The sequence below is a fragment of the Bacillus sp. AFS018417 genome (assembly GCF_002560985.1).
GTDB classification, from domain to species: Bacteria; Bacillota; Bacilli; order Bacillales; family Bacillaceae_G; genus Bacillus_A; species Bacillus_A rhizoplanae.
Map to the genome: position 1 here is coordinate 63971 of NZ_NTTM01000012.1, position 25944 is coordinate 89914.

At 35.0% G+C, this 25944-nt stretch carries 31 protein-coding genes and 1 pseudogene; 22 read left to right on the forward strand and 10 right to left on the reverse strand.

Annotated elements, in window-relative coordinates; genetic code table 11:
* Nucleotides 1–108: 108 nt before the first annotated feature.
* Nucleotides 109–321 carry a DUF6366 family protein gene (locus CN326_RS06155; RefSeq protein WP_098307282.1) on the reverse strand — a complete coding sequence of 71 codons (213 nt, stop codon included), beginning with the start codon at nucleotides 319–321 and terminating at the stop codon, nucleotides 109–111.
* Between the two features lie 635 nt (nucleotides 322–956).
* Here CN326_RS06155 and CN326_RS06160 point away from each other — a divergent pair.
* Nucleotides 957–2432 (forward strand): recombinase family protein, encoded by a 1476-nt coding sequence (locus CN326_RS06160; protein ID WP_098307284.1) that lies wholly within the window; start codon nucleotides 957–959, stop codon nucleotides 2430–2432.
* Between the two features lie 308 nt (nucleotides 2433–2740).
* Here CN326_RS06160 and CN326_RS24530 read toward each other — a convergent pair whose 3' ends face one another.
* Complete coding sequence (locus CN326_RS24530) at nucleotides 2741–2914, reverse strand: hypothetical protein (protein WP_176524537.1); 174 nt, start codon at nucleotides 2912–2914, stop codon at nucleotides 2741–2743.
* Between the two features lie 550 nt (nucleotides 2915–3464).
* On the opposite strand from CN326_RS24530, the gene CN326_RS24535 reads away from it, so the two are divergent.
* Together CN326_RS24535 and CN326_RS06165 are read left to right on the forward strand one after the other, a co-directional pair.
* Nucleotides 3465–3608 carry a hypothetical protein gene (locus tag CN326_RS24535; protein WP_176524538.1) on the forward strand — a complete coding sequence of 48 codons (144 nt, stop codon included), beginning with the start codon at nucleotides 3465–3467 and terminating at the stop codon, nucleotides 3606–3608.
* 213 nt (nucleotides 3609–3821) lie between these two features.
* Nucleotides 3822–4394 carry a hypothetical protein gene (locus CN326_RS06165; RefSeq protein ID WP_098307286.1) on the forward strand — a complete coding sequence of 191 codons (573 nt, stop codon included), beginning with the start codon at nucleotides 3822–3824 and terminating at the stop codon, nucleotides 4392–4394.
* Nucleotide 4395: 1 nt separating this feature from the next.
* On the opposite strand, the gene CN326_RS06170 is transcribed toward CN326_RS06165, so the two are convergent.
* A complete protein-coding gene (locus CN326_RS06170) occupies nucleotides 4396–4551 on the reverse strand; it encodes a DUF3930 family protein (protein ID WP_098307288.1) in 156 nt (51 codons plus the stop codon).
* A gap of 154 nt (nucleotides 4552–4705) precedes the next feature.
* On the opposite strand from CN326_RS06170, the gene CN326_RS06175 reads away from it, so the two are divergent.
* The 5 genes from CN326_RS06175 (at nucleotide 4706) to CN326_RS06195 (ending at nucleotide 7595) form a co-directional block, all read left to right on the forward strand.
* Nucleotides 4706–4885 (forward strand): YozD family protein, encoded by a 180-nt coding sequence (locus tag CN326_RS06175; RefSeq protein WP_098307290.1) that lies wholly within the window; start codon nucleotides 4706–4708, stop codon nucleotides 4883–4885.
* A 234-nt stretch (nucleotides 4886–5119) separates the two neighbouring features.
* A complete protein-coding gene (locus tag CN326_RS06180) occupies nucleotides 5120–5311 on the forward strand; it encodes a hypothetical protein (RefSeq protein ID WP_098307292.1) in 192 nt (63 codons plus the stop codon).
* Nucleotides 5311–6129 (forward strand): serine/threonine protein kinase, encoded by an 819-nt coding sequence (locus tag CN326_RS06185; RefSeq protein ID WP_098307294.1) that lies wholly within the window; start codon nucleotides 5311–5313, stop codon nucleotides 6127–6129. The genes CN326_RS06180 and CN326_RS06185 overlap by 1 nt, the downstream gene beginning before the upstream one ends.
* The gene (locus tag CN326_RS06190) at nucleotides 6111–6869 is read left to right on the forward strand and encodes a sporulation protein (protein ID WP_098307296.1); all 759 of its coding nucleotides are present in this window, start codon (nucleotides 6111–6113) and stop codon (nucleotides 6867–6869) included. The genes CN326_RS06185 and CN326_RS06190 overlap by 19 nt, the downstream gene beginning before the upstream one ends.
* A 72-nt stretch (nucleotides 6870–6941) precedes the next feature.
* Nucleotides 6942–7595: a phosphatase PAP2 family protein gene (locus CN326_RS06195; protein ID WP_098307298.1), complete on the forward strand. Its 654-nt coding sequence runs from the start codon at nucleotides 6942–6944 to the stop codon at nucleotides 7593–7595.
* Between the two features lie 51 nt (nucleotides 7596–7646).
* Here the strand turns inward: CN326_RS06195 and CN326_RS06200 are convergent, their stop codons facing one another.
* The 3 genes and pseudogenes from CN326_RS06200 to CN326_RS25335 form a co-directional block, all read right to left on the reverse strand.
* Entirely contained in the window at nucleotides 7647–8528 is an 882-nt protein-coding gene (locus CN326_RS06200; protein WP_141524981.1) for a cation diffusion facilitator family transporter, read from the reverse strand.
* 210 nt (nucleotides 8529–8738) lie between these two features.
* On the reverse strand, nucleotides 8739–9053 hold the full coding sequence (locus tag CN326_RS06205) for a thioredoxin family protein (protein WP_098307302.1): 315 nt from the start codon (nucleotides 9051–9053) through the stop codon (nucleotides 8739–8741).
* A 68-nt stretch (nucleotides 9054–9121) separates the two neighbouring features.
* Nucleotides 9122–9491: pseudogene (locus CN326_RS25335) on the reverse strand (tyrosine-type recombinase/integrase).
* A 74-nt stretch (nucleotides 9492–9565) separates the two neighbouring features.
* Between CN326_RS25335 and CN326_RS06215 the strand changes: the two are divergent.
* The 3 genes from CN326_RS06215 (at nucleotide 9566) to CN326_RS06225 (ending at nucleotide 10608) form a co-directional block, all read left to right on the forward strand.
* Nucleotides 9566–9835 carry a hypothetical protein gene (locus tag CN326_RS06215; RefSeq protein WP_098307304.1) on the forward strand — a complete coding sequence of 90 codons (270 nt, stop codon included), beginning with the start codon at nucleotides 9566–9568 and terminating at the stop codon, nucleotides 9833–9835.
* 9 nt (nucleotides 9836–9844) lie between these two features.
* Nucleotides 9845–10234: a hypothetical protein gene (locus CN326_RS06220; RefSeq protein ID WP_098307306.1), complete on the forward strand. Its 390-nt coding sequence runs from the start codon at nucleotides 9845–9847 to the stop codon at nucleotides 10232–10234.
* A 128-nt stretch (nucleotides 10235–10362) separates the two neighbouring features.
* Nucleotides 10363–10608, forward strand: coding sequence for a DUF3947 family protein (locus CN326_RS06225; protein ID WP_141524982.1), 246 nt, complete (start codon nucleotides 10363–10365; stop codon nucleotides 10606–10608).
* A 247-nt stretch (nucleotides 10609–10855) separates the two neighbouring features.
* Here the strand turns inward: CN326_RS06225 and CN326_RS06230 are convergent, their stop codons facing one another.
* Both CN326_RS06230 and CN326_RS06235 read right to left on the reverse strand, forming a co-directional pair.
* Nucleotides 10856–11071: a spore germination protein gene (locus CN326_RS06230; protein WP_098307308.1), complete on the reverse strand. Its 216-nt coding sequence runs from the start codon at nucleotides 11069–11071 to the stop codon at nucleotides 10856–10858.
* Nucleotides 11072–11256: 185 nt separating this feature from the next.
* Nucleotides 11257–11370: a YjcZ family sporulation protein gene (locus tag CN326_RS06235; RefSeq protein WP_090913000.1), complete on the reverse strand. Its 114-nt coding sequence runs from the start codon at nucleotides 11368–11370 to the stop codon at nucleotides 11257–11259.
* A 233-nt stretch (nucleotides 11371–11603) separates the two neighbouring features.
* On the opposite strand from CN326_RS06235, the gene CN326_RS06240 reads away from it, so the two are divergent.
* The 3 genes from CN326_RS06240 to CN326_RS06255 all read left to right on the forward strand — a co-directional run bounded on the left by CN326_RS06240 (nucleotide 11604) and on the right by CN326_RS06255 (nucleotide 13678).
* Nucleotides 11604–11879 (forward strand): hypothetical protein, encoded by a 276-nt coding sequence (locus tag CN326_RS06240; RefSeq protein ID WP_255258102.1) that lies wholly within the window; start codon nucleotides 11604–11606, stop codon nucleotides 11877–11879.
* A gap of 250 nt (nucleotides 11880–12129) precedes the next feature.
* Nucleotides 12130–12309 carry a hypothetical protein gene (locus CN326_RS06245; RefSeq protein ID WP_098307310.1) on the forward strand — a complete coding sequence of 60 codons (180 nt, stop codon included), beginning with the start codon at nucleotides 12130–12132 and terminating at the stop codon, nucleotides 12307–12309.
* A gap of 544 nt (nucleotides 12310–12853) precedes the next feature.
* Nucleotides 12854–13678, forward strand: coding sequence for a GH25 family lysozyme (locus CN326_RS06255; protein ID WP_098307314.1), 825 nt, complete (start codon nucleotides 12854–12856; stop codon nucleotides 13676–13678).
* Nucleotides 13679–13837: 159 nt separating this feature from the next.
* Here CN326_RS06255 and CN326_RS06260 read toward each other — a convergent pair whose 3' ends face one another.
* A complete protein-coding gene (locus CN326_RS06260) occupies nucleotides 13838–14473 on the reverse strand; it encodes a cupin domain-containing protein (protein WP_098307316.1) in 636 nt (211 codons plus the stop codon).
* 387 nt (nucleotides 14474–14860) lie between these two features.
* Between CN326_RS06260 and CN326_RS06265 the strand changes: the two genes are divergently transcribed.
* The 3 genes from CN326_RS06265 (at nucleotide 14861) to CN326_RS24980 (ending at nucleotide 17362) form a co-directional block, all read left to right on the forward strand.
* Nucleotides 14861–16177 carry an MFS transporter gene (locus tag CN326_RS06265; protein ID WP_098307318.1) on the forward strand — a complete coding sequence of 439 codons (1317 nt, stop codon included), beginning with the start codon at nucleotides 14861–14863 and terminating at the stop codon, nucleotides 16175–16177.
* A 138-nt stretch (nucleotides 16178–16315) separates the two neighbouring features.
* Nucleotides 16316–16624 carry a DUF4870 domain-containing protein gene (locus tag CN326_RS06270; RefSeq protein ID WP_098307320.1) on the forward strand — a complete coding sequence of 103 codons (309 nt, stop codon included), beginning with the start codon at nucleotides 16316–16318 and terminating at the stop codon, nucleotides 16622–16624.
* Nucleotides 16625–17239: 615 nt separating this feature from the next.
* Nucleotides 17240–17362 (forward strand): hypothetical protein, encoded by a 123-nt coding sequence (locus CN326_RS24980; RefSeq protein ID WP_255258103.1) that lies wholly within the window; start codon nucleotides 17240–17242, stop codon nucleotides 17360–17362.
* Here CN326_RS24980 and CN326_RS06275 read toward each other — a convergent pair.
* Nucleotides 17352–17711: a hypothetical protein gene (locus CN326_RS06275; RefSeq protein ID WP_098307322.1), complete on the reverse strand. Its 360-nt coding sequence runs from the start codon at nucleotides 17709–17711 to the stop codon at nucleotides 17352–17354. The genes CN326_RS24980 and CN326_RS06275 overlap by 11 nt on opposite strands.
* Nucleotides 17712–18492: 781 nt before the next feature.
* On the opposite strand from CN326_RS06275, the gene mmgD reads away from it, so the two are divergent.
* From mmgD to CN326_RS06300, 5 genes are all read left to right on the forward strand, one after another.
* Entirely contained in the window at nucleotides 18493–19611 is a 1119-nt protein-coding gene (mmgD, locus tag CN326_RS06280) for a citrate synthase (protein ID WP_098307609.1), read from the forward strand.
* A 98-nt stretch (nucleotides 19612–19709) separates the two neighbouring features.
* Nucleotides 19710–21146 carry a 2-methylcitrate dehydratase gene (gene prpD / locus CN326_RS06285; RefSeq protein ID WP_098307325.1) on the forward strand — a complete coding sequence of 479 codons (1437 nt, stop codon included), beginning with the start codon at nucleotides 19710–19712 and terminating at the stop codon, nucleotides 21144–21146.
* A 17-nt stretch (nucleotides 21147–21163) separates the two neighbouring features.
* Nucleotides 21164–22072 (forward strand): methylisocitrate lyase, encoded by a 909-nt coding sequence (gene prpB, locus CN326_RS06290; RefSeq protein WP_098307326.1) that lies wholly within the window; start codon nucleotides 21164–21166, stop codon nucleotides 22070–22072.
* Between the two features lie 253 nt (nucleotides 22073–22325).
* A complete protein-coding gene (locus CN326_RS06295; protein ID WP_098307328.1) occupies nucleotides 22326–24086 on the forward strand; it encodes a sigma 54-interacting transcriptional regulator in 1761 nt (586 codons plus the stop codon).
* A 139-nt stretch (nucleotides 24087–24225) separates the two neighbouring features.
* Nucleotides 24226–25935, forward strand: coding sequence for an acyl-CoA dehydrogenase family protein (locus tag CN326_RS06300; protein WP_098307330.1), 1710 nt, complete (start codon nucleotides 24226–24228; stop codon nucleotides 25933–25935).
* Nucleotides 25936–25944: the final 9 nt, after the last annotated feature.

A 25944-nucleotide genomic window follows, 5' to 3' on the forward strand; every position in this document is an offset into this window, starting at 1 on the left:
AGACCCCCACCTAAAGAAATTAAAGTGAATTTTAGGAATTTTAAATATTATATTTTGGGTATACTACTTAATTAAGTAATCATCTAACTTCTAACGAACCTTCCCCTTTTAACGAAAAATGCAATTGTATATAATAAATCCTAAAACTAACACTAAAATTAATAAACCTGTACCTTTCCAATCTATACAACCAGATAAATCAACTAAATTACCATTTTCTTCTCTTTTTAATCCTTCATTAAGAGAACCTGTAGGGTTATTTTTTAATTCGTTTTGTCTTAAGCGTTCTCTTTTTTCTTTTGGTGTTTCTTTTGAACCCATGTAATAATCACCTCTAAAATTAATTCATACTTTGCTTATTTATACCACTATTTTACAGATAAATAGGAAAATAGAATTTATGGATTCAAATTCTAATCCAACACCATTGTTTTAAACGATTTTATTATTCGTGAAATGTATGCCTCTTTTTTGAGGGAGCTATTTATTCTTAAAAATCCTACATATGTTACATCATCCTTTTGTCAAAAAATAAAAACTGATCTTTTACGGATAAAGGAAGAGGTCATTTTAATCAAACTTTATTATAAAACAATAATAGGTGGAGGATAACTACCCGTAAAAGCCCGATTGGTGAGAGCTTTTCATCAGTGGGGGATGGAGAACCCCCACTGATGGAAGTTTCACCTTATAAAAAAATATTCAATTATACAACCTCATGTGATAAGCGTTTTTGTAGTGGCTGGCATATACTGTTAGCGTCACATACTTAAAATCACGACTTCAAAAGGAGAGAGAGAAATGATGAGAAAAAAGCAGCCCAAATATAATATAGGAGATATAGTCGTGATTACGTTATATGGTACAGTCGGTAAAGTCACAAATGTTAATTTTCTATTTTTATTCGGTTAATAATGTGGAATCATTCCCAATACATAGACTAAGAGGTGAAGTAAATGGGATTAGCCGCGATTTATTTACGTTTATCCAGAAACGAAGAGCAACTAAACATAGATGAAATTTTATCTAACCATAGAAATGCTCTAACGAAGCTTGCAAAACAGCAGAAATTAACTTACGACATTTATCAAGAAATTTCAAGCGGAGTTAATACTGACAGACCTCAATTGAATTTACTATTAAGCAGATTAGATGATTATGACGCTCTCCTTGTAATGGACATAGACAGAATTTCTCGTGATAACGCTCATGCTGAAGAAATTAAAAAGATGCTCATTCTTCATGATATCAAAATTTTGACTCCTCAAGGTGCAATTGATTTGTCGCAGGAAAGCAATGAAATGCTGTTCTCCTTTCAAGCAATGATGGCAAACTTTGAATATAAACAAATTCGTAAACGTTTGGGAAGAGGACGATTAGCAGCAGCAGAACAAGGGAAATGGACGATGTCAAATCAAATTCCTTTGGGATACAAGAAGAATGAAGAAAAACGATTAGAGATAGTTGAAGATGAAGCTAAAATCATTCGCTTTATCTTTCAAAAGACATTAGAACGAGTTAGTGCTAACGAAATTGCAAAACAGTTAGATACTTTCGGATGGAGAAGCAGAAATGGTAAAGTTCTCACATCAGCACATGTTAGTCAAATCAGAAGAAATGTCGTTTATTATGGAGTTGTTCAAGCGTGCAGACGAGTTAACGGTAGGGTGGTTGATGAAGTATTTGTTGAAAATGCTCATGAACCGATTATAAGCAAGCAAACATTTTTAGAATTGCAGGAGATATTGGCAGAAAATACGACTGGTAATTTCTTTAACAAAGCGAAATCTATAAGAAAACTTCAAGGCTTAATTTACTGTAATTGCTGTAAAAGGAAAAGATATATTCAATGTGATGGAAATGATGTGGATTATATAAAATCATGTATCTATAAAGTTGATAATAATAAATGTAGGGATCGAGGATTCAAATATAATCCAATTGAGAAATTTGTATTACAAAAGGTTAAAGAAATGAAACCAGCTTTTGAACAAGAGCTGAAAATGTTGAAATCTCTTGATACGACAGAGATAGAAAAGAAACTATTAATTCAAAGAGAGTCTTTAGAGAAACAAATAGATAGATTTAATAAACGTCAACGGAATCTTAAAGAAATGCGGATGGATGGAGAGATTACGAGAACTGAGTTTTATGAAATGCGTGAAGAAAACGAAGAACAAATCAAACAAGTTAAGCAACAAATGGAGCTCATTGATATTAAAATTGAGAATTTGTCTAATACGGATGAAGAACAGGAAAGATTGCAAGATGCTATTAAAAAATTAGATAAATTAGAAGAGCTTAAAGCAGAATCATGTAATACTTTTTTGAAGAAATTTATAAAAAAGATATGGTTCAGTAGTAATACAGAAGCAAATTATGATACGACAAGACCGAGAGAAGCAGCTACAATAGAAATTGAGTGGTTATAAATTGATAAGATTGCGGAATGGTTCTTAGAAAACTTTAGAGAATCACTGTTGAATTATATAATGTGGAGAGTGTAGCACTGAGTATTGAGGACGTTTTAAGACTTATCATAGTCCAAAATAAGTAACGGGCTCTATCGAAATTGATAGAACCCTTTGGTTAAAACTTCATTTATTATCTCTCACATTATTAATTATACACGGTTTATTCCAATTTATAAGCGGTTTTAGGTAAAATTCCCGAAAGTTACCAATTAATCTAAACTCTGTTGAAGTAAAAAGGATTCTTCTTTACGAATAACCCTCGAAAATTACTTCTTCTTTTTCTCTTCACCTTTTTCTATATTCCATTCGTCGCCCCAATAAATTGAAATACCATCTCCATCTTGCATGCTTACCTCTTCTGTATCATTCAATTCATCAATGTTTTGGCTTTTTCTTGATGCTGACTCTTTTTTGGAATTATTCCACTTATTAGTAGGCATATTCATTTCTCCCCTTTAATTTAATAATTACTACATACACCGGTATTATTTCTGTTTTATGAAATCTTATACCGTTTTATCATATCTAGTGAGAAGACACCAACCTCAAGTGCGAAGCGGTAGGTGGGGGGGAATTCAATGTCTAGTAGACATTAGGTCTTCGGTATTAAAGAAACCGCTCAAACTCAGTTGAAGTTAATTATGTCATATAATATTTAGTGAATTGAATAAAAGATATTTTATATTGGTTGAAAGGATGAAATAGGAGGAAAAAGCCGTAAAAGTGCAAATGATTAGTCAGTTTAAAAAAAATAAATAAAATGATTTATTAAAGAAACACCTTTGATGATGAAGTTGAAAAAGCCTTAATTAAATCAGGTGATCTTAAAAACTAAACAATAGATTACAAATAAGCTTCCTACGAGAGGCTTATTTTTTATGTTTTTTAGTTCTTGATTTACATTTCCCATTCTCTCGATAGAAAACCGATAGGGACAAAGAACACAGACAAAATGTCTCGCATATCATATCGGCAGAGGTGAGAAGCATCATGAATTTTAAATACAAAGAAATTGGAAAATTTGATGCTCGTAAAGCAGCAAAAGCTCTCCTTGAATTGGCACAAGAAATTAAACTAGAAGATGAACAAGAACGTAAAAGTGAAGATAAAAATGATAATGAGAAAGTAAGTTGAACCCGTACATATTCTGTGTGTACGGGTTTTCTTTTATGTTTTATAATTATATTAAGGAGCGATACGGGTAAAGATGAATGAATATTCTGCTGATTCAGAGGGTATAAAGAAGATGCTGGAGCTTTACTCAAAGTTAAAGGATACGGATATCTTCAAGGAGTTTTAAGAAGAAAAAATCGAGCCAATAAAAGTAGAAAAATCATAAATATAAAAATGCTAGATGGTGTTTATGTATATGAAGTGAACAATCACGATGGATTTTACGTAGAACATACACTGCAGCTTGTGACAGAACAAGAGGTGAAAGATGGCGAATTAGAATGGATTGAACTGCGCTATAAATTTACATTTGGCGATCTTGTTCAAGTAACAGGCTATGAAAAAGATGTATTCCGTGTTGTTGGATACCGGACGGAAGTATGGCGTTATAAAAATGATGCTTGGGAAGACACGATTTATGAATTATCACGTATTACTGATGGTGAGTGGCTAGAAGCGGATGAATCAGATTTGACGCTTATTGCGAATGCACAAACAGCAAATGCAATTTTAAAGAGGTTAAAGCAAGATAAGGCGGGAATGAATAAGCTTGATCTAGGTAAATTAAAGTCTATTAATAACTCGAAAAAAGTAAGTATAAAAACGAATCGAAAAGAAATTATCGACGGTTTATTAGATATTTTTAATGATTACAGAACATTATATGAAACATTTCAAGATGAAGAATATAAGATTGTGATGGAAGTTGTACGTAACTATTTAATCAAATTATCTGAGAAAAAATAATCTAGAAAGAGAGAAGGAATTGAAAGAGAATATAAGCTGTATATGGTATGCCTACAATCGTTAAAAATATAATAAATATAGAAATAAGCTTGTCCACCCATTCATCATCATGTATGAACTCTTCTTTTGCATGCGTCATTTCTTCTTTATATTTCATTGCGTTTTCCTCCCTTATATAGCTTGTACTACATCCTATGCAAAAGTTTCTCTGCATATAACCTACATATCTAGTATGAAAAGAAAAATGTTTTTCTATTCTTATACATAATTTCTATTTTTTTTCATAAAACAGAATTAAAGGGGTGATGCTCATGAAGGAAATAGAAGTCGTGATTGATACGGAAGAAATTGCGGAATTTTTTTATGAGCAATTAATTGTGAGAGGGTATGTACCAAAGCGCGAAGAAATTGAAGATCTTGCAGATATTGCGTTCGATTATTTGTTAGAAAAATGTATGATTGATGAAATATTTGATGAAGATGATGAATGAAAGTAACGACGGGACAGACTCGTCGTTTTTTATATCGTATATGGCTTGTCCATGTTTATCCCGCTATTCGTGGGCAGTAAGACCCTCACCTTAAGATTCTGAGAAAAGTGAAGACGATAGGTGGGGGATGAAAAAAATCCCCACTGATGGAAGTTTCACTTTATAAAACAGCTATAACTATATCGTGTTGTATTTGGTATAATAAAAGTGAAAATTTTTTGAAGAGGTGAAGAGATGATCAAAAAAATTATTGATTCTTTACTAGGAAATAAGCATAAGCATCGCTCTTACTCCAGTAGTGATTATCATCATAGACATCGTTCTTATTCTAGTAGCGATTATCACAAGCGTCGCCCATCTCATGAATATGGACATCACCATTATAAAAGAAAACATAAAAGCCATAGTTTTTTCTCTAGTAGCTGATGACTTTTCGTAAAATATTGACATGGTTTGATCGACCGCTGTCCATTGATACTGTCGTTGCACAGCGGTACCAAATTAAGAGTACTCTTGGTATGGGAAGTTATGGTTTTACATATCTTGTTACTGACATGCTGTCTGGTGAGAACAAAGTATTAAAACAGCTTCGAAAAAGTAAACAGAGGTATGCATCAGGAAGGGAATCGTTCACATACGAACAAGCCATTTTACAGCAGTTAGAGCACCATGCAATTCCTCGTTTCTTTCATAGTTTTATATGGAGAAAAGAACCATTTTTTGTGATGGAGGAAATGTGTGGGAAAACATTTGAGGATTTTATTTTTCGAGATGGAGAAATGTATACAGAGAAAGAAACTTTTCTTATTTTATATAAAGTGCTTCATATTGTTTCCTATTTTCATAGTCAAGGTATCGTTCATCGGGATTTACGAATTCCTAACATTTTAATGAGAGATGATGATATATCTATCATTGATTTTGGATTAGCTCGATTTATTGGTGAACATGATGAACGTGCTCAATCTTATGAAGGTGAACAAGCGTATATGCGTGAAATTCATTATCGTAGTGATTTTTATGCCTTAGGTCATTTTGTTTTGTTTTTGTTGTATTCTAGTTATGAATCTTCAAAAGAAGAGCAGCCTTGGTATAAAGAATTAACATTATCAGTAAATAGTTGTGATGTAATCATGCGGATGCTGCAAATGAAAGAGCCGTATTATGAAAGTGTACAAGAGCTAATAGAAGATGTGCGTTGTATAATAGAAAGGATGGGGAATACATGTTCCAAAAGTTTTTAGCAAGTGTTGGTATTGGTAGTGCAAAAGTTGATACTGTGTTAACACAAGAGGAGTGGCTCATTGGGGAAGAAATTACAGGGGTTGTACATATTACTGGTGGATCGGTAGAACAAGAAATTGATAGTATTTATTTAACGTTATCGACTACATATATTCGTGAAGTGGATGATAAAAAAATGAGTTCAACATATGATTTAAAGAAAGTTCGTTTAACAACTCCAATTACAATTGGAATAAACGAAAAACGAGAAATCCCATTTTCTTTTCCAATGCCGATTGAAGTACCGTTAACATTTGGTATGAAAACCGTTTGGGTGCATACTGGTCTAGATATTAAACGCAGTATTGACCCGAGTGACCGTGATTATATTCAAGTACTTCCAAATATATTGTTAAAAAGTGTGTTAGATGCAGTCCAAAATCTTGGATTTCGTCTTCGTCAAGCGGAATGTGAAGAACTTCCATATCGTTTGCGTGATCACGTACCATTTGCACAAGAATTTGAATTTGTTCCTGTATCTGGACAATATTACGGAAAGCTCGATGAATTAGAGATGCTTATCATACCGCGCTCGTACGATAGTCTAGAAATTGTGATGGAAGTAGATCGAAAAGCACGAGGCCTTGCTGGATTATTTGCTGAAGCTCTAGAGATGGACGAAAAAGTTTTACGTTTCACAGTGAAGCGTGAAGACATTCCAACAATGCAGCAAAAAATTAACAATTATATTTCTCGATAATGCATGCATAAAAAAGAAGTGGAGGGGGAAAATAAGACATCCCCTCCATTTCTATATAGTGAGGTTATGCAGATGAAGAGATATCGACATTTATATACGTTACTATTTGTTTTGCTCATTTGTTTTATCGAGTTGTCTTTTTCTTATCAAACACCTTTCATTGATCAGTTTGATAATGCAGTGAGTAATTATATACAAAGCTTTCGTAATGAATATCTTACTTCTTACTTTATATGGATGTCTTATATTGGATCAAAAAAGGTATATTTTCCTGTATTGTTTATTCTGCTTATGTATTTCTTGATTCGAAGACGATATATGACAGCAATCTTGTTAATGATAAATTTTTACGGTTCGCGCTATATGAACTATATGTTAAAACTATGGTATGAACGACCAAGGCCTGATATATCACAACTTGTTACTGCGACAGGTTACAGTTTTCCGAGCGGACATTCGATGAATGCTGTTACATTTCTTGGGTTTATTGCATATATTACGATTACCGAACACCGTCTACAATTGCATCAAAAAATATTACTTATTTTCATTTCCTGTTTTCTTATTTTTTCAATTTCTATCAGTCGTATATATCTAGGTGTACATTATCCTTCTGATATTTTAGCAGGTTGGGCTGCTGGGGGAAGTTGGCTTGTTTTGTGTATCATGTTTCATCAAACATTTATCCCATACTCAGCGGATAGTAAATCTTCTGTATCAAGATAGTAAGCAATCGCAGGATGGAATGATGAAAGCTTCACTTTATGCAAAAAGAACCTATGTGAGCATAGGTTCTTTTTGCATTGGTTCCACATGAATGTGTGTGTACCAAATATTGTGATTGTGGTGCAACTTTTCTTCAATTTCATCGGTAATACGATGACTTTCACTTACATCCATGTGTGCATCTACTTCAATTGTAATATCAACATAAGTTTTATTTCCATACATTCGTGCTCGAATGTCCACAATGTGTTCGACGCCTGCAATTGTTTTTACTGTTTCAACGTATTTTTCCATATTGTCTGGGTCAATACCGTCTGTTAGCATATGCGATGCTTCTTTAAAGATGTCCCATGCAGTTTTACAAATAATCATACCAACGATAAGTGCTGCAATTGGATCAAGAAGAGGCATCTGAAACTGTGACCCCAAAATACCAACAACTGCCCCAAGACTTACGAGAACATCAGATAAATTATCCTTCGCTGCAGCTTCTAGAGCTTTACTTTTTGTTTGCTTTGCAATTTTGCGATTATATATGTATACGCTATACATAACAGCGGCACAAAATAAAGCAACCCAAGCTGCAAGTAAATTGGGTGTCGTTTGTTCCTCTTTGAAAAAGTATTGAACAGCATTCACAATAACTTCTAATCCGACAGTCATCATGATAAAGGACGCGACGAGTGAAGCGATTTGTTCAGCTCGTGAATGACCATATGGGTGATCAAGATCGCGAGGCTTTCGAGAAATTTTTAATCCAATTAAAACAGCTAGTGATGCTCCAATATCGGTTAAATTATTAAGACCATCTGCACGTAGTGCGCTAGAAACAGTTATGTAGCTTATTACAATTTTAATGGTTGATAAAAAAATATATGCAGCAATGCTTAGCATTGCCCCTTTATCAGCAGCTTTGTTAGAAAGTGAATCCATGTTTTTCACTCACCTTTCCTTCAAAGATTCTCTATGTATAAGCGTACCAAATGAAAGTCGTGTGGGTCTATACAAACATTGTTGTGTACTTTTAGCTTTTTAAGGAAGAGAGAACATTGTTTCGTGAGGGCAAAAAAAGTTCGCTCATAAAAAAGACAAAAAAAGCGCTTAGATATACCTAAGCGCTTTTTGTATGCTATTTATACCATTTTAATATACTTCTAAAAACTCAGTAACTTGCTCTTCTGTCTTTGCATTTGCACTATGTAAATGTCCAAGTTTTTCACCGTTTTGATACACTAATAAACTTGGAATTCCCATTACTTGATATTCTTCAGCGATACTTGGGAACTCATCTTTATTAATGGAATACCATTCAAATTTATTGAACTCTTCCATTACATCATCGATAAAGTTATCCATACGTACACAATCTGGGCACCATGTTGTAAAGAACTTAACGACTACTGGATTTTCCTTTGCGATAAGATCGCGAAACTCTTGTTCAGACTTGATTTCTTTCATGTTTTTGACTCCTTTCAATGTTAGAGGAATTTGCTAGTATTTTTATGCAAAACTCGTATTTGCAAACATTAGTGTTTTTGAAATAGATTGTTTGCAAAATCTTCTACAGCTTTTTCTTGAAGACCTGGTACAACGTGAGAGTAGGTATCCAATGTGATGCCTATTCTTTTATGTCCTAATCGCTCACTTACAATTTTCGGATGGATACCTTGTTTGAGCATGAATGTTGTGTGAGTGTGCCGAAGATTATTGAAGCGAATATCAGGGACTTCACTTTTCTTTATAAGCTTTTTCTACAAATGTGTCAAACTTTTGAAATTGCAGGGATGCCTGTTAGATGTGGAACAGATTAAATCGAAGTCATTATATTCCACTACTATAGCGTTCTTTGTCCGTATTAATTCGGCCAAGTTGTTCTTCTAGAGCATGTAATGTAATTTCAGGAAGAACAATTAATCGTTTTCCGGAAGAAGTCTTAGGTTCATGAAATTCTTTTATAACATGAGAAAGAGTTGGTTGCAGAAACAAAACTTCGTCTGCAGGTAGAAGAATATACAGAATTTTATCAGAAGCAATTCCGTGATCTCGAGGAAGATTACAATTCCTTGAAAAATGAGTTTAGCGCCATCACTGAAACAGATTTTGAACAGCGGGCGGAAATCAAGAAGTTACACGAGCAGATTCAAATATCACATACCGAACTGGAAAATGAGTGCTCAATCCGTCTTGAATTTCAAGGTAAGTCACAAGCATTAGGGATGGCTCTCGAAGCTGTCTTGTAGGTGACCATCATGAAACTGACAAAAGAGGAACGTACAAAACTCACATACGAAATTGGAGACATTATTGAGCAGAAATGTAGACGATGCGTATATAACAAATCATCTGAAGAAAGTTTTAATGTCACTGTTTGTCCTACTTGCCCAACTGGCGTGGAATTACTCCAGTTGGGGCGGTATTTTGATTCTGGAGAGAGAAATCGACGTGGCCTAAAGAAGAATACGCCAGCAGGATTGACGCCGGAATTTGTTCGGAAGTTGAATGAGCAAGGCATTCCAGATATAGAGATTAGCATTATGTTTGACCGTAGCGGTTCGTATGTTTCGAAATTAAAGCGGCAATGGCAGAAGGAAGGTCTTTGGGTGGGAACGACAGCTCTTGTTATTGGATACGAGTGTTAAGTTTTATAACAAAAGCGTTATTTGGTAGGGAGGTAACGAATTAGATAATTCGTTTTACTTAACACTTTCCAAAATTAATCTTCATAACATATTTTGTAGTCACTTATACGAAAGTGAGTTGAATAATAATGTTTTATCCTTATCTTAACAACCAAATGAGAATTCCTGCTGGGTATGGTGCTAGTGTAACGTCTAGTGGAGCGCAAAGTACAATTCAAGCTGTTCAACAAACATTACAAGCACAGCAACAGGCGCAACAAATGCAACAAAGTATGCAACCTTATTATCCATTGCAATATTATTACCCAATGCATATTACACAATATGGAATATCTTTTTCAACGATTCCGTATGGAACTGAATACAATTTATAGTAAATAATAATAAAAAATAATAGCTGTTTAATGGAAACTTATTCATGTCAGTAAAATTTGATCCGTTTGAGGATTATCGTAATGAAGGAAAACGAAAGTGGTACAAGTTCAATAAAAAGAGTAGCTAGCAAAAGCTAACTGCTCTACAAAAGAAATATGGGGTCGCTTCGCTAAAATTAGCTGAAACTAGCTGTAGTATAAAAGGGATTTGAAATATTTTGCAGTGGAGAGAAAAGGATAAATAATTTTAGGCTGTTCCAATTTGATTTTGATCAGCTACATCTGAATCAAATGTATTCGTACCGCTTATACCGTTAAAGGTATTAAGAACAAAAGCAACGTTAGATGAACCGGATCCGTTATAAGCTTTCGTATTTTCTTTCGGAGATACATTATAGAAGTCTCCTAAGTTAAAAGAACCGTTACTATTTTGAACGACTAAGTTCCCAACAACAGACGGCATATTTTCACCTACTTTATCAGGGATTGCTTAAATCACTATATGATTCATTCTTCGAAAGGGTTCGACTGTAATTTATTCATGGAATTGCGAAGGGATTAAAACAAAAATTTCATTTTGTAGTGAAGTAAGGGGAAAGTACTGGACAAATAAATAAAGACACTCGAATTGAGCGCCTTCTCTTAGCATCAGCAGCCAAATCCACCTCCAAAACAACTACAACCGATTATGATTAATAAGATAAATAACACAATCAGTAAGGCGAAGCCGCCGCCGAAGCCACCACAACCAGCAAAACCCATGATCTATTCCTCCTTTTGGTGAGGAAAAAAACTATGAGGGCTGTTGTTATAGATATTCCAGCGGATTTACATTACATTATGTGACGTGGATCTAAAGAGTGCATGTATGTAAAGAAAGTTAATTTAGCAGCTCTAATTACAATTTGAAGAAGTTACATTGAAAAGAGCAGCTAGCAAAAGCTAACTGCTCTCAATGGAAAAGTGGCAATAGCTGCAAATACGGAGTCGCCTGTTTGTACTATGTGCAGATGGAGAGATGTTATGCAGGAGGGGAAGCGTATCGTATGGAACAAATGTCATTTTTCGAGGACATCGATGAAAGAGAGATGCGTAGGTTAGTAGTAAAGGAATTGAAAAACTACAAAGCGCTACGAGTTCAGATGCAGAATAGACAGGAACGGAATGCAGCAGGATACGCTGTTCTTTTTCCAAAAATGAAAGATGATCAAATTCATGAGATTAAATTTAAACAAATTGAACGGGCATGGGCGGTAGGAACCCGCGATTAAGGTGGTAAGATTCCCTTACTTGAATTATTGAAGTTAATTAAAACAAATTAAGACATATTCTAGTGTGGCGAGTGTGAAAATAATCGCATTCGTCATACTGTTTTACATCTCATTAAGCATAGTTACATCAATGCGATGTTTAAAAGATGTAAAACCACCATCTCGGAATGACTTGCAACATTTCCTTTCGTTCTGATGAATATTTCTTTTAGTCGAAATGCAAATTAAATTAATGAAAGGAGTGGGATGGATGATTAAACAACAAGGTTATGATGAGCTAAAACTTCATGAAGGAGAAACATTGACTAAAGCTTTATTGAAGTTGAATGAGGATACTCGTCGAGAGTCTGAAGCGCAATACGTTGAGATTCATCAAGTTGTACCTCATGGAAATCATCGTTTTACAGTAATACTTAATATATATAAGTGATGAAATAAAAAAGGCATCCATAACGGGTGCTTTTTTATTTTGTCTTGTAATTCTTACTTTTAATGTCTATTGCACTAGATGCCCAAACGTAAAGGCATGCTAATGTTAATAGTGCACGTATCCAGCTAAAGTCATTGTCTATAATAATCTTTGAAATGAATAGAACTGCATTAAAAACAAACAAAGGAAAAAAGAGAATTATATCCCGTTTTAAAGATTTTAAACTTTGCATATTATTCACCTCTAATATGATATTACATTGAGGGATATAGAACAGCAAAATTGTTTTACCAAATTATAGCGTGGCGTTTTATATATATAAAGAACTGCAATTGAAGTAGAAAAGTAGTGTGAAAGGAGGAGAAATATATTGAATGGAACAACTTACAAAGTATGATGTGTCCTGATGAAAAAAGAAGAACAAAATGAAGCAGGATATACTGAGATAGTGATAAAGCGGGAAGGATTTGCTGTTATTTTAAGTGTTCATACAGATTATGAGACAAGCTATCGAATACAATAATGTAAAAGGAGAAAATAAATCATGGGATATATCATAGATATTTCAAAATGGAATGAAAATATAAATTGGGATATAGCTGCCCAGCACATTGATTTAGCAATCTGCCGTGTGCAGTATGGTTCCCGAAAAATAGACGAGATATATACAGACCATGTGGAACATTTAGAAGCACGAGGTATTCCCCATGCAGCTTATGCTTACGGATGCTATGTATCTGTGGCAGATGCTATTGTAGAGGCGAAAGATTTTATGAACCGAGTAAGCCCTAATGCTAAATTTCTTGTTCTAGATGTTGAGAATGATACTTTAACAAGCTGCGGAGCTGCTAATCTAGCAGAAGCGTCGCAGACATTTATTGATACATGTAAAGAGGATGGATGGAAAGTAGGGTTATATGTATCGCACTATATGTACGGATCCTACGGATTGCAAAATGTGAGTGCAGATTTCATATGGTTACCCCGTTATGGAACAAATGACGGAACACCACAGGTAAAACCTGATTATGCGAGTGACTTGTGGCAATACAGTGATAATGGTTATGTTGAAGGGATTGGGAAAGTTGATGTGAACCTATTAACAGGGGACAAGCTGTTAGAATGGTTTATAGGCACAGAGTCCTATCGTATTTATGTAGGGGATTTCAATTCTGTTGAGTGGACTGCAGATGTATTGAGAAAAATTAAAGAAACATTACCAGGATATGGTGTTTGGGTGCAGTGTCTAGATGATGGAAATCACCGCATTGTAGTTGGTGATTTTAATTCAAAAACATGGTGCGATGAGACATTTTCGAAGTTGAAGGCAGTGTATCCGAGGTATGGAATGTGGATTTCAGAAATGTAATGAGAAAAGCTGGCTCATGAGAGTCAGCTTTTCTCATTACATTATTATTGTGCTTATAAAAACTATAAAGAAATTGGACAACTAACAGTTAAGTATGGTGTGTTTGTAAAAGCATCCATCATAAATGAGCTTTAAAGGTAGTTTTTCATATCAATATCCTCAATATTGATATGGGATTTGTGATTGATAATAATATGATGGATGTTGGGGATGTGTTTGATTTTGGTTAGGTATATGATGTATTGTATTTCGATGTTGACTTTGATGACAGTCTTTTGGAGGGCCAATTACAGTAGTAGATTGAATAGGAGCTACTGCTTGTTTCCATTGTTGTTCATCAAGACAATAAGTATGAGCCATTACGTTTGATGGAGTTAATCTTAAAATATCCGATCCAAAAATAACTTCTGGAGTAGGAGCATTAAAAATGGCTAATAAATGTGTATTGTCTACAGTGGCAATTTCATAATGCCACCAACCTTGCGGTACATTAGTAACTTGACCTGGTTTTATTGGGAAATTAAGAATTTGATTCGTAAATGGATTAAGTAAGGAAACGACAGCTGCACCAGAAATACAATAAACGAGTTCAGCAGCATTTTGGTGTACATGAGGCTCTACAATATTATTCGCACTTAAAAAAATGTCTAGTAAAGAAGTATTATCTAATGTATTTAATTGTTTAATCCCTAACACGTTTATATAATTTTGCGCATCCTTTGTGAAAAAATTACTTTTACTTACATCTTGAGCGAATTGGATAGAAGGAGAGGTGTAATTTATATAAGAAGTCATCACTTTTCCTGCCTTTCTGTTTTGAAATATGTCTAGGTATATGGAATATGTGCAGCAGTCTGTGTAACCTTAAATTTAAAACAAGGAACAAAATTGGATCGTTTTTTTTAGAATTGTAAATATAAAGGAGAAATAAAATAGCAGAAAAATTGATTAAAGTGAAATGAATATTAGTGGGTATTGAAGTAATATGGTAAATTGTTATTATTGGAATTTTCTGTTCAATAAATAAGTGTAAAAAATGTGAGGTTAGGAGAATTAATTTGAGACAATTTAGCTTGTGTTCTGAAACTGAGAGGTTAGTATTGATACCTTATCGGAAAGAAGACTTTAACAATTGGCTTATACAATTTGCAAAGTCAGTTCCTAGGAAAGGGGGCCTAAGTGATGCTGCAGAAAGTTGATGATTCAAAAGCTTTAGAAAATCAACCGGCTTGGTTACAAAGTTACATTGATTCTCCAAAAAAACAACGACAGTTATATCAACGGACGTTGATTATAGTTGTCATTTCACAAATTTTCGGTGGTGCAGGACTTGCAGCGGGCGTAACCGTCGGAGCACTTCTTGCACAAGACATGCTAGGTACAGATAGTTTTGCAGGGGTTCCGGCTGCGTTGTTCACTTTGGGTTCTGCTGGGGCAGCGCTACTTGTAGGGCGACTCTCTCAGCGTTTTGGACGACGTTTCGGACTCGCGACAGGATTTTTGACTGGCGGTATCGGCGCAATCGGAGTGGTGGTTTCAGCATTAACTAATAATCTTGTACTTCTTTTTGCTTCACTACTAATCTATGGTGCCGGAACTGCTACAAATTTACAAGCACGCTATGCAGGTACAGACCTAGCAAATTCTACACAGCGAGCAACAGCAATCAGCATTGCAATGGTATCAACCACTTTAGGTGCTGTCGCAGGGCCAAATTTGGTTGATGCAATGGGGCGATTCGCATTAATGATTAAAGTTCCTGCTCTAGCTGGTCCGTTCATTCTAGCAGCTGCAGCCTATATCCTTGCCGGTTTGGTACTTCTAGCTCTACTTCGCCCAGACCCTCTCGTTGTTGCGAAAGCAATTGCAGATGTGCAGAGAACGGACGGGAGTAATCTTTCAGATGAGAAATCTAGTAAATTAGCAATAAAAAAACGAGGAATCGTTGTTGGTGCCACAATCATGGTCTTAACTCAAATTGTCATGGTTTCAATTATGACAATGACACCTGTACATATGGGACATCATGGACATAGTTTGAAAGAGGTAGGACTGGTAATTGGTTTTCATATAGGTGCAATGTACCTACCATCTCTTATGACTGGTATCCTCGTAGATAAGATTGGACGTACTGCAATGGCAATCGCTTCTGGTGCCACTCTACTTGCTGCCGGTGTTTTGGCTGCTGTTGCACCTGCTGATTCTATGTTAGTACTCATCATCGCGCTCGCTTTGCTTGGGCTTGGTTGGAACTTTGGCTTGATTAGCGGCACTGCGCTCATCGTGGATGCAACTACTCCGTCCAATCGCGCAAAGACGCAAGGATCTGTTGATGTCTTGATTGCTTTGGCGGGGGCATCAGGGGGAGCACTATCTGGCATGGTCGTAGCTCATTCCAGTTACACAACACTTTCATTTGCCGGAGGTATCCTTTCATTACTGCTTATCCCAGTCATTGTCTGGTCTCGTGGTAATCAAAAGAGGGCTAATAGAAGCTAATATTGGTTTAAAGTCAGAGTAAATTATCCAACTTTTGAATGAATATAAATCAGTCTCAAGATTCATTCACATATTATAGAATAAAATGTAAAATATTACATAATAAAGAAAATGCGAATGAAAAGGAGCAATTTTTAAATGGAGAATAAAGGACTGAAAATATTCATTCATGCTAGTACTTGGTTTGCACCTGTATTAGTTCCGTTTATTATATTTCTTGTTAGTTCAGATCGAGAAATTAAAAGTTTATCATTACAAGCAGTCATATTTCATTTTGTAATAGGTGTATTAATTGCTATTTCAGTATTTTTTTCTTGGGTATTAATTGGAATTCCGTTCTTAATTATTTTTGGGTTAATTGCTTTAATTACTCCAATCGTCGGTATCGTTCGTGCGATAAAAGGTCGACCTTTTCAATATCCGATTGTTGGGTCATGGTTGAAGTAGAATTTACAAGTATAAAAGTGTGAAAAGGATAGCGTGATGCTATCTTTTTTTTTTGAAAATCATCTTGTGAAAGCTGATTTCGTATGGTTACCTCGTTATGGCAATATACAGATAATGCTACGGGCGGTTATGTGGAGGGAATTGGTTCTTGTGATGTAAACTGCATATTGAAGTGTTTACTTTTTTGATTCTGAATCACAAAAGAAACAAATTAAATTTTCTGTCTCACTTTACGAGACACTAGTGAAATGAGGGAATAAGAAAATTTTTCCAAAACCATTATTTATTCTGAATTTTTAGAATATAATCATTTTAGTTTTATCGAGATTATCTATATAAAAATGGCAAGTCATCTTTTTATCTGTGTCCTTAAGATAAAGTTGAATCGTTTATAACAATCATTGTTTTTTACCTGAGATAAACATATATTTTTAGCAATCTAAAAAATGTTTTACAATTTAACGTATTTCCAACTGTTTGAGCGTATTTTTCAACAAACTCTATCTTGAAGCTGCAGTATATCTATATGGAGATATTTTATACTTATATAAAATAAGGTTTAAAAATTCTTTAGCCAATCGATAAAACTAAAAATATATTATGGAGGAAAGAATAATGCGTAGGAAAGGTTGGAGCAAAAAAGTATTAGCAGTAGTTATGACCGGAGCGATTAGTCTTAATTTAGTCCCGCTTTCAGCTGAAGCAGCGAACGAATTTACCGTTCTTGTTATGTGTTGATTAATTTTACTAGTTTCTTGTAATTATTTTTTGTAATAGTATACCTATTGTCTTTCTCTTTTATTTTAGCTATTACAAGTACAATTTCGTTATCTAGGTCAAAAATTTTATATGTGTCATTTTTGACATGAATGGTATAATTGGGTTCAATATTCCCAACCATAGCATATTTCACGTTATCAGTCTCTCTCTGGTTGATAATATTGATAATTTTTTGATTAAATGGTACTTCTCTATTATTTATCTTCATTGTCTTTACATCAGAGTATTCCTTATTATTGCTAAGCGGACTACATGAAGTTAAGCAAAATAAAATTATTATTAGTAAAGTAAAAGTATATGTCCTCATTTTCTCCCATCCTTTACTTTTAATTATATACTACGGAATGTAAATTTTGTTATCAAAAATGCTAATATAAAAGATAATAACTTTATGTAAAACTAAAAAAATCAACATTTGTATATTGTTGGTTCATGGTTAAAGTAGAAGATACAAGTAAAAAGGATAGCGTGTTGCTATCCTTTTTTTAGTTGTAAATGATGGTGTGGAAGGTGAATGATTTCTGCTGGTAAATGCTTCTTTTCACTATTTCCAAAAAGTTAGATGCAAATGCAATTATTGTGTCAGAAAATAAAACAAATTGTAATTTTTAAAAAAGTCTGATATATTTGAATAGAAAGTAAGTGTAAAACAGGTGAAGATATGATGTTGATTTTATCTTTTTCAAAAGGAATTCTTTAAACCTAACAATGAGCAGAAAATATATTTGGAAACGATGAAATCCTTTGTCTGTTTGAGTACACGGGGAGGTGTTAAGTGCGAAGCTAAATACATTGTCTCTTCGAATTGTAGGAGTTTCTTCGGTGGTTGTTTGTATTGTTATGATTCAGTAATAGATTATCAAGTTTATGAGAAATTCTTTGTTTGGAACATTTCCTAATTTATCAACTCTTTTAAAACTATTAGATATGAACAATCTAAACATAAAAAACCTTGTACGCTGCTTATAAGTATTCTTTATTAGCGGATGAAATAACTAGAAGAGAATATAAGAGAAATATATTTGCGCGATCTTGGAAAGGCTTACAGAATTGTAAATGAAGATCTATTTGGATGGGAGGAAGATAAAATGGGAGCTGAAAAAAATTTTTTTCCAGGACTTGATGGGGTAGTTGCAGCAGAGACGAAGATTTCTTTTCTTGATACACAAAAAGGAGAAATCGTTATTCAAGGGTATGATCTGATTGAGTTATCTAAAACGAAAAGTTATTTAGATATTGTTCATCTTTTATTAGAGGAGAAACTTCCTAATTCAGATGAAAAAGCGGCATTAGAAGAAACGCTAAAGCATGAATATGAAGTTCCTACTGGTGTTTTTGATGTTTTAAAAGCATTGCCAAAACAAACGCATCCGATGGACGGGTTACGCACGGGAATTTCAGCACTCTCTGGTTATGATAATGAAATTGATGATCGCTCATTAGATGTGAATAAAAAACGTGCTTATAAATTGTTAAGTAAAGTGCCGAATATAGTAGCTAACAGTTATCGAATTTTGAATAATGAAGAACCGATTGAACCAATTCAAGAGTTATCTTATAGTGCGAACTTCTTCCATATGCTTACGGGCAAGAAGCCTTCTGAATTAGAAGAAAAAATATTTGATAAATCACTTGTTCTGTATAGTGAACATGAGATGCCTAATTCTACTTTTACGGCTAGAGTAATTGCGTCGACACAATCAGATTTATACGGTGCCTTAACCGGAGCAGTTGCTTCTTTAAAAGGTAATTTACATGGAGGCGCAAATGAGGCAGTAATGTACATGCTGCTAGAAGCGGGTACTGTTGAGAAATTTGAAGAATTACTGCAAAAGAAACTGTATAACAAAGAAAAAATCATGGGATTTGGACATCGCGTCTACATGAAAAAGATAGATCCTAGAGCGCTTATGATGAAAGAAGCATTAAAACAGTTATGTGATGTGAAAGGCGATTATACATTATATGAAATGTGTGAAGCTGGAGAAAAGATTATGGAGAAGGAAAAAGGAATCTATCCAAACTTAGATTATTATGCTGCTCCAGTCTATTGGATGTTAGGTATTCCAATTCAATTGTATACACCAATCTTTTTCAGTTCAAGAACGGTAGGCTTATGTGCGCATGTGATTGAGCAACATACAAATAATCGATTGTTCCGCCCACGTGTAAATTATATCGGCGAGCGACATGTGCTTAGCAAATAAAAACAACTGGGGAGTTGTTAAGGCCGCCCGCCATGTGGGTGTTTGACCGACACCCATTCTTAATAATAACGAATTTTCGACAGAAAGGGAAGAATAGCGTGATTAAAACAAATGAAATTAAACAAAAAGATGCAATTTTAGAAGAGATTACGGATTATGTATTAAATGATGAGATTACAAGTTCAGAAGCATTCAGTACAGCGCGCTATGTGTTACTTGATACGCTTGGATGTGGAATTTTAGCACTGCAATATCCAGAGTGTACGAAATTACTAGGACCAGTTGTACCAGGAACAGTTGTACCAAATGGTACACGTGTACCGGGAACATCATTTGTACTTGACCCAGTACGCGGTGCTTTTAATATCGGATGTATGATTCGCTGGTTAGATTATAACGATACATGGCTTGCAGCAGAATGGGGACATCCGTCTGATAATTTAGGTGGTATTTTAGCTGTTGCAGATTATGTGAGCCGTGTTCGTATTTCGGAAGGAAAAGAACCATTAAAAGTAAGAGATGTACTTGAAATGATGATTAAAGCACATGAAATTCAAGGTGTACTTGCATTAGAAAATAGTTTAAACCGTGTTGGTCTTGACCATGTGTTATACGTAAAAGTAGCGACGACAGCAGTTGTTACTAAAATGCTTGGTGGCACGCGTGAAGAAATCTTTAACGCATTGTCTCATGCATGGATTGATAACTCTAGTCTTCGTACATATCGTCATGCTCCAAATACAGGTTCACGTAAGTCATGGGCAGCTGGGGATGCAACAAGCCGTGGTGTTCATCTTGCACTTACTGCATTAAAAGGTGAAATGGGTTACCCAACAGCATTATCTGCACCAGGATGGGGCTTCCAAGATGTATTGTTTAACAAGCAAGAACTAAAATTAGCAAGACCTTTAGATTCTTATGTAATGGAAAATGTATTGTTTAAAGTATCATATCCAGCAGAATTCCATGCTCAAACAGCTGCAGAATGTGCAGTGAAATTACATCCAGAAGTGAAAGAACGATTAGATGAAATTGACCGTATTACAATTACGACACATGAATCAGCGGTTCGTATTATTGATAAAGAGGGTCCATTAAATAACCCAGCTGACCGCGATCATTGCTTGCAATACATTACTGCAATCGGTTTATTAAAAGGTGACATTGTTGCAGATGATTATGAGGATGAAGTAGCTTCTGACCCTCGCGTAGATGAATTACGAAATAAGATGGTTGTTGTTGAAAATAAACAATACAGTTTAGATTACCTTGATCCGAACAAGCGCTCAATCGCCAACGCTGTTCAAATTCATTTTAAAGATGGTACAGTAACAGAAAACGTAGAATGTGAATATCCATTAGGTCACCGTTTCCGTAGAGACGAAGCAATTCCAAAAGTTGTTCAAAAGTTCTCTGCAAATATGGCTGTTCATTATTCTAATAAACAACAAGAAAAAATTCATGAAGCTTGTTTGAATGAAGAAAAATTAGAAAATATGAATGTAAATGAATTTGTAGATCTTTTCTTAATTTAAGTATAGGGGGAATAAGAATGGCTTGGGTTGTGAATAAACTGTCAACACAAGAAGAACTTGCCAATCGATTCCGAGCTTTAGTAGAAGCACCAGAAATTTTGCAAATTCCTGGTGCACATGATGCGATGGCTGCTCTTGTTGCAAAAAATACTGGATTTTCAGCTCTTTATTTATCGGGAGCTGCTTATACAGCAAGTAAGGGTTTACCAGATTTAGGTATTGTAACATCTACTGAAGTAGCTGAAAGAGCAAGAGATCTTGTTAGAGCAACGGATTTACCTCTTCTTGTCGATATTGATACAGGATTTGGTGGAGTGTTAAATGTAGCGAGAACTGCTGTAGAAATGGTGGAAGCAAATGTAGCCGCTGTCCAAATTGAAGATCAGCAACTCCCTAAAAAGTGTGGACATCTCAATGGGAAAAAACTTGTTTCCATTGAAGAAATGCAACAAAAAATTAAAGTTATAAAAGAAGTAGCACCATCGATGGTTGTTGTAGCTCGTACGGATGCTCGTGCAGTTGAAGGGTTAGATGCGTCGATTGAGAGAGCAATTGCTTACATAGAAGCAGGTGCAGATGCTATTTTCCCAGAAGCTTTGCAATCAGAAGAAGAGTTTCGTTTATTTACAAAGAAAGTAACAGTACCTTTACTTGCTAATATGACCGAATTTGGAAAAACACCGTATTATACTGCTGAAGAGTTTGCCAATATCGGTTATCAAATGGTCATATATCCAGTGACGTCTCTTCGCGTAGCAGCAAAAGCTTATGAGCGTATTTTTCATCTCATAAAAGAGGAAGGATCGCAAAAAGAAGGGCTTTCTGATATGCAAACAAGAAGTGAATTGTATGAAACAATTTCGTACCATGATTTTGAAGAGTTAGATAAGGGAATTGCAAAAACCGTCTTATCTGATGGGCAATAAATAAAATAAGAAAGCGATGATACACATCTTTAGCAAAAACACCTGCTTGATGTGAAATGAATCATCGCTTTTTTTCATATTAAAGGGCAGTAAGAATGAGATTGATAAAAGTTTTTGGACGAAAAAGAAACGAAATCCTCGTTTATGTAGTTGCATTTTATCATAATATTTTTTCCACGGTAGAAAAGCATTAGCGTGTTAACCAGATAGGAAAAGAGGAGTATAGACATTCTAAAGGAAGGGAAATTCAGTTATGATGGCCGCAAAATATGAATCTGTTCGAAATTGGATGAAGCAGGACCCGTACATTTTGAGGAAAGATGATACAATTCGAGAAGCATTACGACTACTAGCTGAATCAGAGAGCGCAGAACTCCCTGTTTTAGAAAATAATCATGTGATTGGGGTTGTTAAACTAATCGATTGTGTAAAGTGGTTAGAGGATCATTCAGAGTGGGATGAACCGATTGTTACTATACTGAGACATTCTTTCTATAACGTAAGGGAAGAGTTTTCATTAAGCGAGTTAGAGAATATTCCACTTTACGTTACCTGTGAGGAAAACAAAGAGCTTAAAGGAGTGTTCAGTAATAAGGAATTATTAGCCTTTCATAAAGATTTGGTTCAAGAAATCAAATGTGCACATCAAACGATAGAGTGGTTTAAACTTTGTTTTGATACTGCATACGAAGGTATTGCAATTGTGGATGAAAATGGAGTTATCCAAATGTTTAATGACACGTATAGTCGCTTTGTTGGTGTAACGAAAGAAGAAGCAATTGGGCAGCACGCTGAAAATGTAATTGAGAATACGCGGCTTCCAGTTGTATTAAAAACAGGAGTACCAGAAAGAAATCAAGTGCACCGTCTGCAAGGACAGAATCTAGTTGTGCACCGGATGCCGATTTGGAAGCATGGAAGAGTGATAGGTGCTGTAGGGATGCTTATTCATGAAGGGATTTCAGATATTTATAAAATACTAGAACGATTTGATCAAAAGGATAGGACAATCAAACCAACGTTTTCTAAACCGAAAAAGAAACAGATTCGATTTGAAGATATTCTTGGAGAAAGCCAAACAATTTCTGAAACGAAAAAAATGGCTCGAAAAGCAGCTGGATCAAAAGCATCAGTATTAATTACTGGGGAAAGCGGTGTTGGTAAAGAGCAATTTGCACGTGCTATACATGATACCGGTATAACAAAAGACGGTCCATTTATTAGTGTGAACTGTGCTGCTATTCCTGATAATTTACTAGAATCTGAATTGTTTGGTTATGCAGAAGGTGCTTTTACAGGTGCGAAAAAGAATGGGAAGGCAGGGAAGTTTGAACTTGCAAATCATGGAACATTATTTTTAGACGAGATTGGCGATATGTCTCTATTAACGCAAGTAAAAATTTTGCGTGTTTTACAAGAAAGGGAAATAGAAAGAATAGGTGGTACACATCCAATTCCTGTTGATTTCAGGCTAATCGCAGCGACAAATAAAGATTTAAAACAAATGGTTAGAGAAGGAACTTTTAGGGAGGATTTATATCATCGTCTTCATGTTATTCCGATTCATATTCCACCGCTTCGCTTTCGAAAACAAGATATACCACTCATTGTCGAAGAACATTTACAAAAGTTATGTCAAATGTATGGTGCCGAAGAAAAGACACTTGATAAAGAAGTATTACGCCTTATGTTCCATTATAATTGGCCGGGTAATGTCAGGGAATTAATCAATGTGTTAGAAAGGCTATTTGCACTATCAGATGATGCACATATACGGGCTAAGGATTTACCAGAAGAATTTTATTATCGGGATATGGAGCAAAAGAAATTAGTACCTATGATTCAGTCTTTACCAGCAAAACAAGAAGCGATGAAAGTAGTACGTGAAGAGGAAGAAAGAGGATTAATTGAACGCGTTTTAAAAGAAGCAAAAGGAAATAAGTCAAAAGCAGCGGCATTGTTAGGGATTTCTAGGGCGACCCTTTATAATAAATTGTCAAGATTCAAAATCTAAACAATTGTTATATCAATTGTAAAACTGTCTAGACAGTTTTACGTTTTCTTTTCATTTTGCCCTTGTTCTATCAAGTTTTTAGATTGGCATAGATTTTGCACATAAATAAAATGAAGACCGAAATGATAGGGGGATACAGATGGAGAAAACAAAGTTGCAATGGAACGAATTTTTTTCGCTGAATCAGGAGCTTAAGACAACCTTTTTTACACCTGAGGATTTTTCAGATGATGAAGATTTAATCGCAAAAACTACAGAACAATTTGTGAAACAGGAAATTGTTCCTCAAATTGAAAATATCGAGCAGCACAATTATCAAGTTTCCCGCAGGTTGTTTGAAAAGGCTGGAGAACTTGGATTGTTGAGTATAGAGGTTCCAGAAGAGTATGGTGGATTTGAATTAGGGAAAGCAGTTTCTGGACTTGTGGCGGAAAAGATGGGATATGCAGGAGCCTTTAGTGTTTCCTTTAATATTCATGCTGGAGTAGGAACGCTGCCATATATATATTACGGAACAAAAGAGCAGAAGGAAAAATACTTACCTAAAATTGCATCAGGCGAATGGATTGGAGCTTATGCTTTAACAGAACCTAATGCTGGATCTGACGCATTAAGTGCAAAAACAAGTGCTGTCTTAAATGAAGAAGGAACAGCTTGGACATTAAATGGTGAAAAACAGTGGATTACAAATGCTCATATGGCTGACGTATATGTTGTTTTTGCAAAGACAAATAAAGGAATGACAGCATTTATTGTCGAAAGAACATGTGAAGGCGTTTCGATTGGCCTAGAAGAAAAGAAAATGGGTATTAAAGGTTCTTCAACTGCGACACTGATTTTAGAGGATGTCGTCATTCCTGCTGAAAATGTACTAGGGGAAGTAGGAAAGGGACATCACGTAGCTCTTAATATTCTCAATTTTGCTAGATTGAAACTTGCTTTCGGAAATATTGGAACAGCAAAGCAAGCAATTGGCCTATCTGTTCAATACGGAAAAGAACGAAAACAGTTTCAAACAGAATTAGTTGATTTCACGATGATTCAAGAGAAAATTGCAAATATGATTATCGCTACATACGGTGCAGAGAGTGCAGCTTATCGAACAGCAGGCGTAATTGATGAAGCAATTCATGAGAGTGATGAAGGTATTATGCAGAAAATGTCTCAGTTTGCAATGGAGTGTGCGATCAACAAAGTGAATGCTTCAGAAACACTTGGAAATATTGTGGATGAAGCGGTACAAATTCATGGTGGTTATGGTTATATGCAAGAATATGAAGTAGAACGATTATATCGTGATGCTAGAATTAGCCGTATATTTGAAGGAACGAATGAAATTAACCGCTTAACAGTTGCGAAAATGTTAATGAAACAAACGAAACAACTAGGGGACCAAGTAGATAAAGACACATTTGAAAATATAGAACGAAATCATCGTTATATTTTATTATCGAAACAATTATTGAAGCAATCTTTGAAAACGCTATCTCAAACTCCTGAATTAAAAATCGAACAAGAACAAGAATATTCACGCGTGTTAGCAGACATGTTGAAAGATGTATATGTAATGGAATCGGCATTTTTACGTACAAAGAAAGCGATCAGTAAAAATGGTGAAGAAAAAGAACGTACAAAACAGTTTATAACGGATGTGCTTTGTGAAGAAGGATATCGAAAAGTAGAATCAGCAGCAATTGTTCTTCTTTCTGCAGCGGTGCAAGAAGAGCAAACTAGAAACGCCATTCTAGATGAAATTCGTCAACTGTCAGTACCTCTATACACGAACTTGTTTACGAAAAAGAGAGAAATCGCAAAAACGATTATAAATCGCGGGAAATATATTGTTTAAATAGGAGGA

Coding starts and splice junctions, on each gene's coding strand:
- CN326_RS06225 (WP_141524982.1), top strand. CDS start 10,363: ATGTTTTATCCTTATCTTAACAACCAAATGAGAATTCCTGCTGGGTAT.
- CN326_RS24535 (WP_176524538.1), top strand. CDS start 3,465: ATGAATTTTAAATACAAAGAAATTGGAAAATTTGATGCTCGTAAAGCA.
- CN326_RS06190 (WP_098307296.1), top strand. CDS start 6,111: ATGTTCCAAAAGTTTTTAGCAAGTGTTGGTATTGGTAGTGCAAAAGTT.
- CN326_RS06220 (WP_098307306.1), top strand. CDS start 9,845: ATGAAACTGACAAAAGAGGAACGTACAAAACTCACATACGAAATTGGA.
- CN326_RS06235 (WP_090913000.1), bottom strand. CDS start 11,370: ATGGGTTTTGCTGGTTGTGGTGGCTTCGGCGGCGGCTTCGCCTTACTG.
- CN326_RS06245 (WP_098307310.1), top strand. CDS start 12,130: ATGATTAAACAACAAGGTTATGATGAGCTAAAACTTCATGAAGGAGAA.
- CN326_RS24980 (WP_255258103.1), top strand. CDS start 17,240: ATGCGTAGGAAAGGTTGGAGCAAAAAAGTATTAGCAGTAGTTATGACC.
- CN326_RS06275 (WP_098307322.1), bottom strand. CDS start 17,711: ATGAGGACATATACTTTTACTTTACTAATAATAATTTTATTTTGCTTA.
- CN326_RS06180 (WP_098307292.1), top strand. CDS start 5,120: ATGATCAAAAAAATTATTGATTCTTTACTAGGAAATAAGCATAAGCAT.
- CN326_RS06265 (WP_098307318.1), top strand. CDS start 14,861: ATGCTGCAGAAAGTTGATGATTCAAAAGCTTTAGAAAATCAACCGGCT.
- CN326_RS24530 (WP_176524537.1), bottom strand. CDS start 2,914: ATGCCTACTAATAAGTGGAATAATTCCAAAAAAGAGTCAGCATCAAGA.
- mmgD (WP_098307609.1), top strand. CDS start 18,493: ATGGGAGCTGAAAAAAATTTTTTTCCAGGACTTGATGGGGTAGTTGCA.
- CN326_RS06300 (WP_098307330.1), top strand. CDS start 24,226: ATGGAGAAAACAAAGTTGCAATGGAACGAATTTTTTTCGCTGAATCAG.
- CN326_RS06295 (WP_098307328.1), top strand. CDS start 22,326: ATGATGGCCGCAAAATATGAATCTGTTCGAAATTGGATGAAGCAGGAC.
- CN326_RS06230 (WP_098307308.1), bottom strand. CDS start 11,071: ATGCCGTCTGTTGTTGGGAACTTAGTCGTTCAAAATAGTAACGGTTCT.
- CN326_RS06165 (WP_098307286.1), top strand. CDS start 3,822: ATGCTAGATGGTGTTTATGTATATGAAGTGAACAATCACGATGGATTT.
- CN326_RS06260 (WP_098307316.1), bottom strand. CDS start 14,473: ATGACTTCTTATATAAATTACACCTCTCCTTCTATCCAATTCGCTCAA.
- CN326_RS06185 (WP_098307294.1), top strand. CDS start 5,311: ATGACTTTTCGTAAAATATTGACATGGTTTGATCGACCGCTGTCCATT.
- CN326_RS06160 (WP_098307284.1), top strand. CDS start 957: ATGGGATTAGCCGCGATTTATTTACGTTTATCCAGAAACGAAGAGCAA.
- CN326_RS06255 (WP_098307314.1), top strand. CDS start 12,854: ATGGGATATATCATAGATATTTCAAAATGGAATGAAAATATAAATTGG.
- CN326_RS06205 (WP_098307302.1), bottom strand. CDS start 9,053: ATGAAAGAAATCAAGTCTGAACAAGAGTTTCGCGATCTTATCGCAAAG.
- CN326_RS06155 (WP_098307282.1), bottom strand. CDS start 321: ATGGGTTCAAAAGAAACACCAAAAGAAAAAAGAGAACGCTTAAGACAA.
- CN326_RS06170 (WP_098307288.1), bottom strand. CDS start 4,551: ATGAAATATAAAGAAGAAATGACGCATGCAAAAGAAGAGTTCATACAT.
- CN326_RS06200 (WP_141524981.1), bottom strand. CDS start 8,528: ATGGATTCACTTTCTAACAAAGCTGCTGATAAAGGGGCAATGCTAAGC.
- CN326_RS06195 (WP_098307298.1), top strand. CDS start 6,942: ATGAAGAGATATCGACATTTATATACGTTACTATTTGTTTTGCTCATT.
- CN326_RS06270 (WP_098307320.1), top strand. CDS start 16,316: ATGGAGAATAAAGGACTGAAAATATTCATTCATGCTAGTACTTGGTTT.
- CN326_RS06175 (WP_098307290.1), top strand. CDS start 4,706: ATGAAGGAAATAGAAGTCGTGATTGATACGGAAGAAATTGCGGAATTT.
- prpB (WP_098307326.1), top strand. CDS start 21,164: ATGGCTTGGGTTGTGAATAAACTGTCAACACAAGAAGAACTTGCCAAT.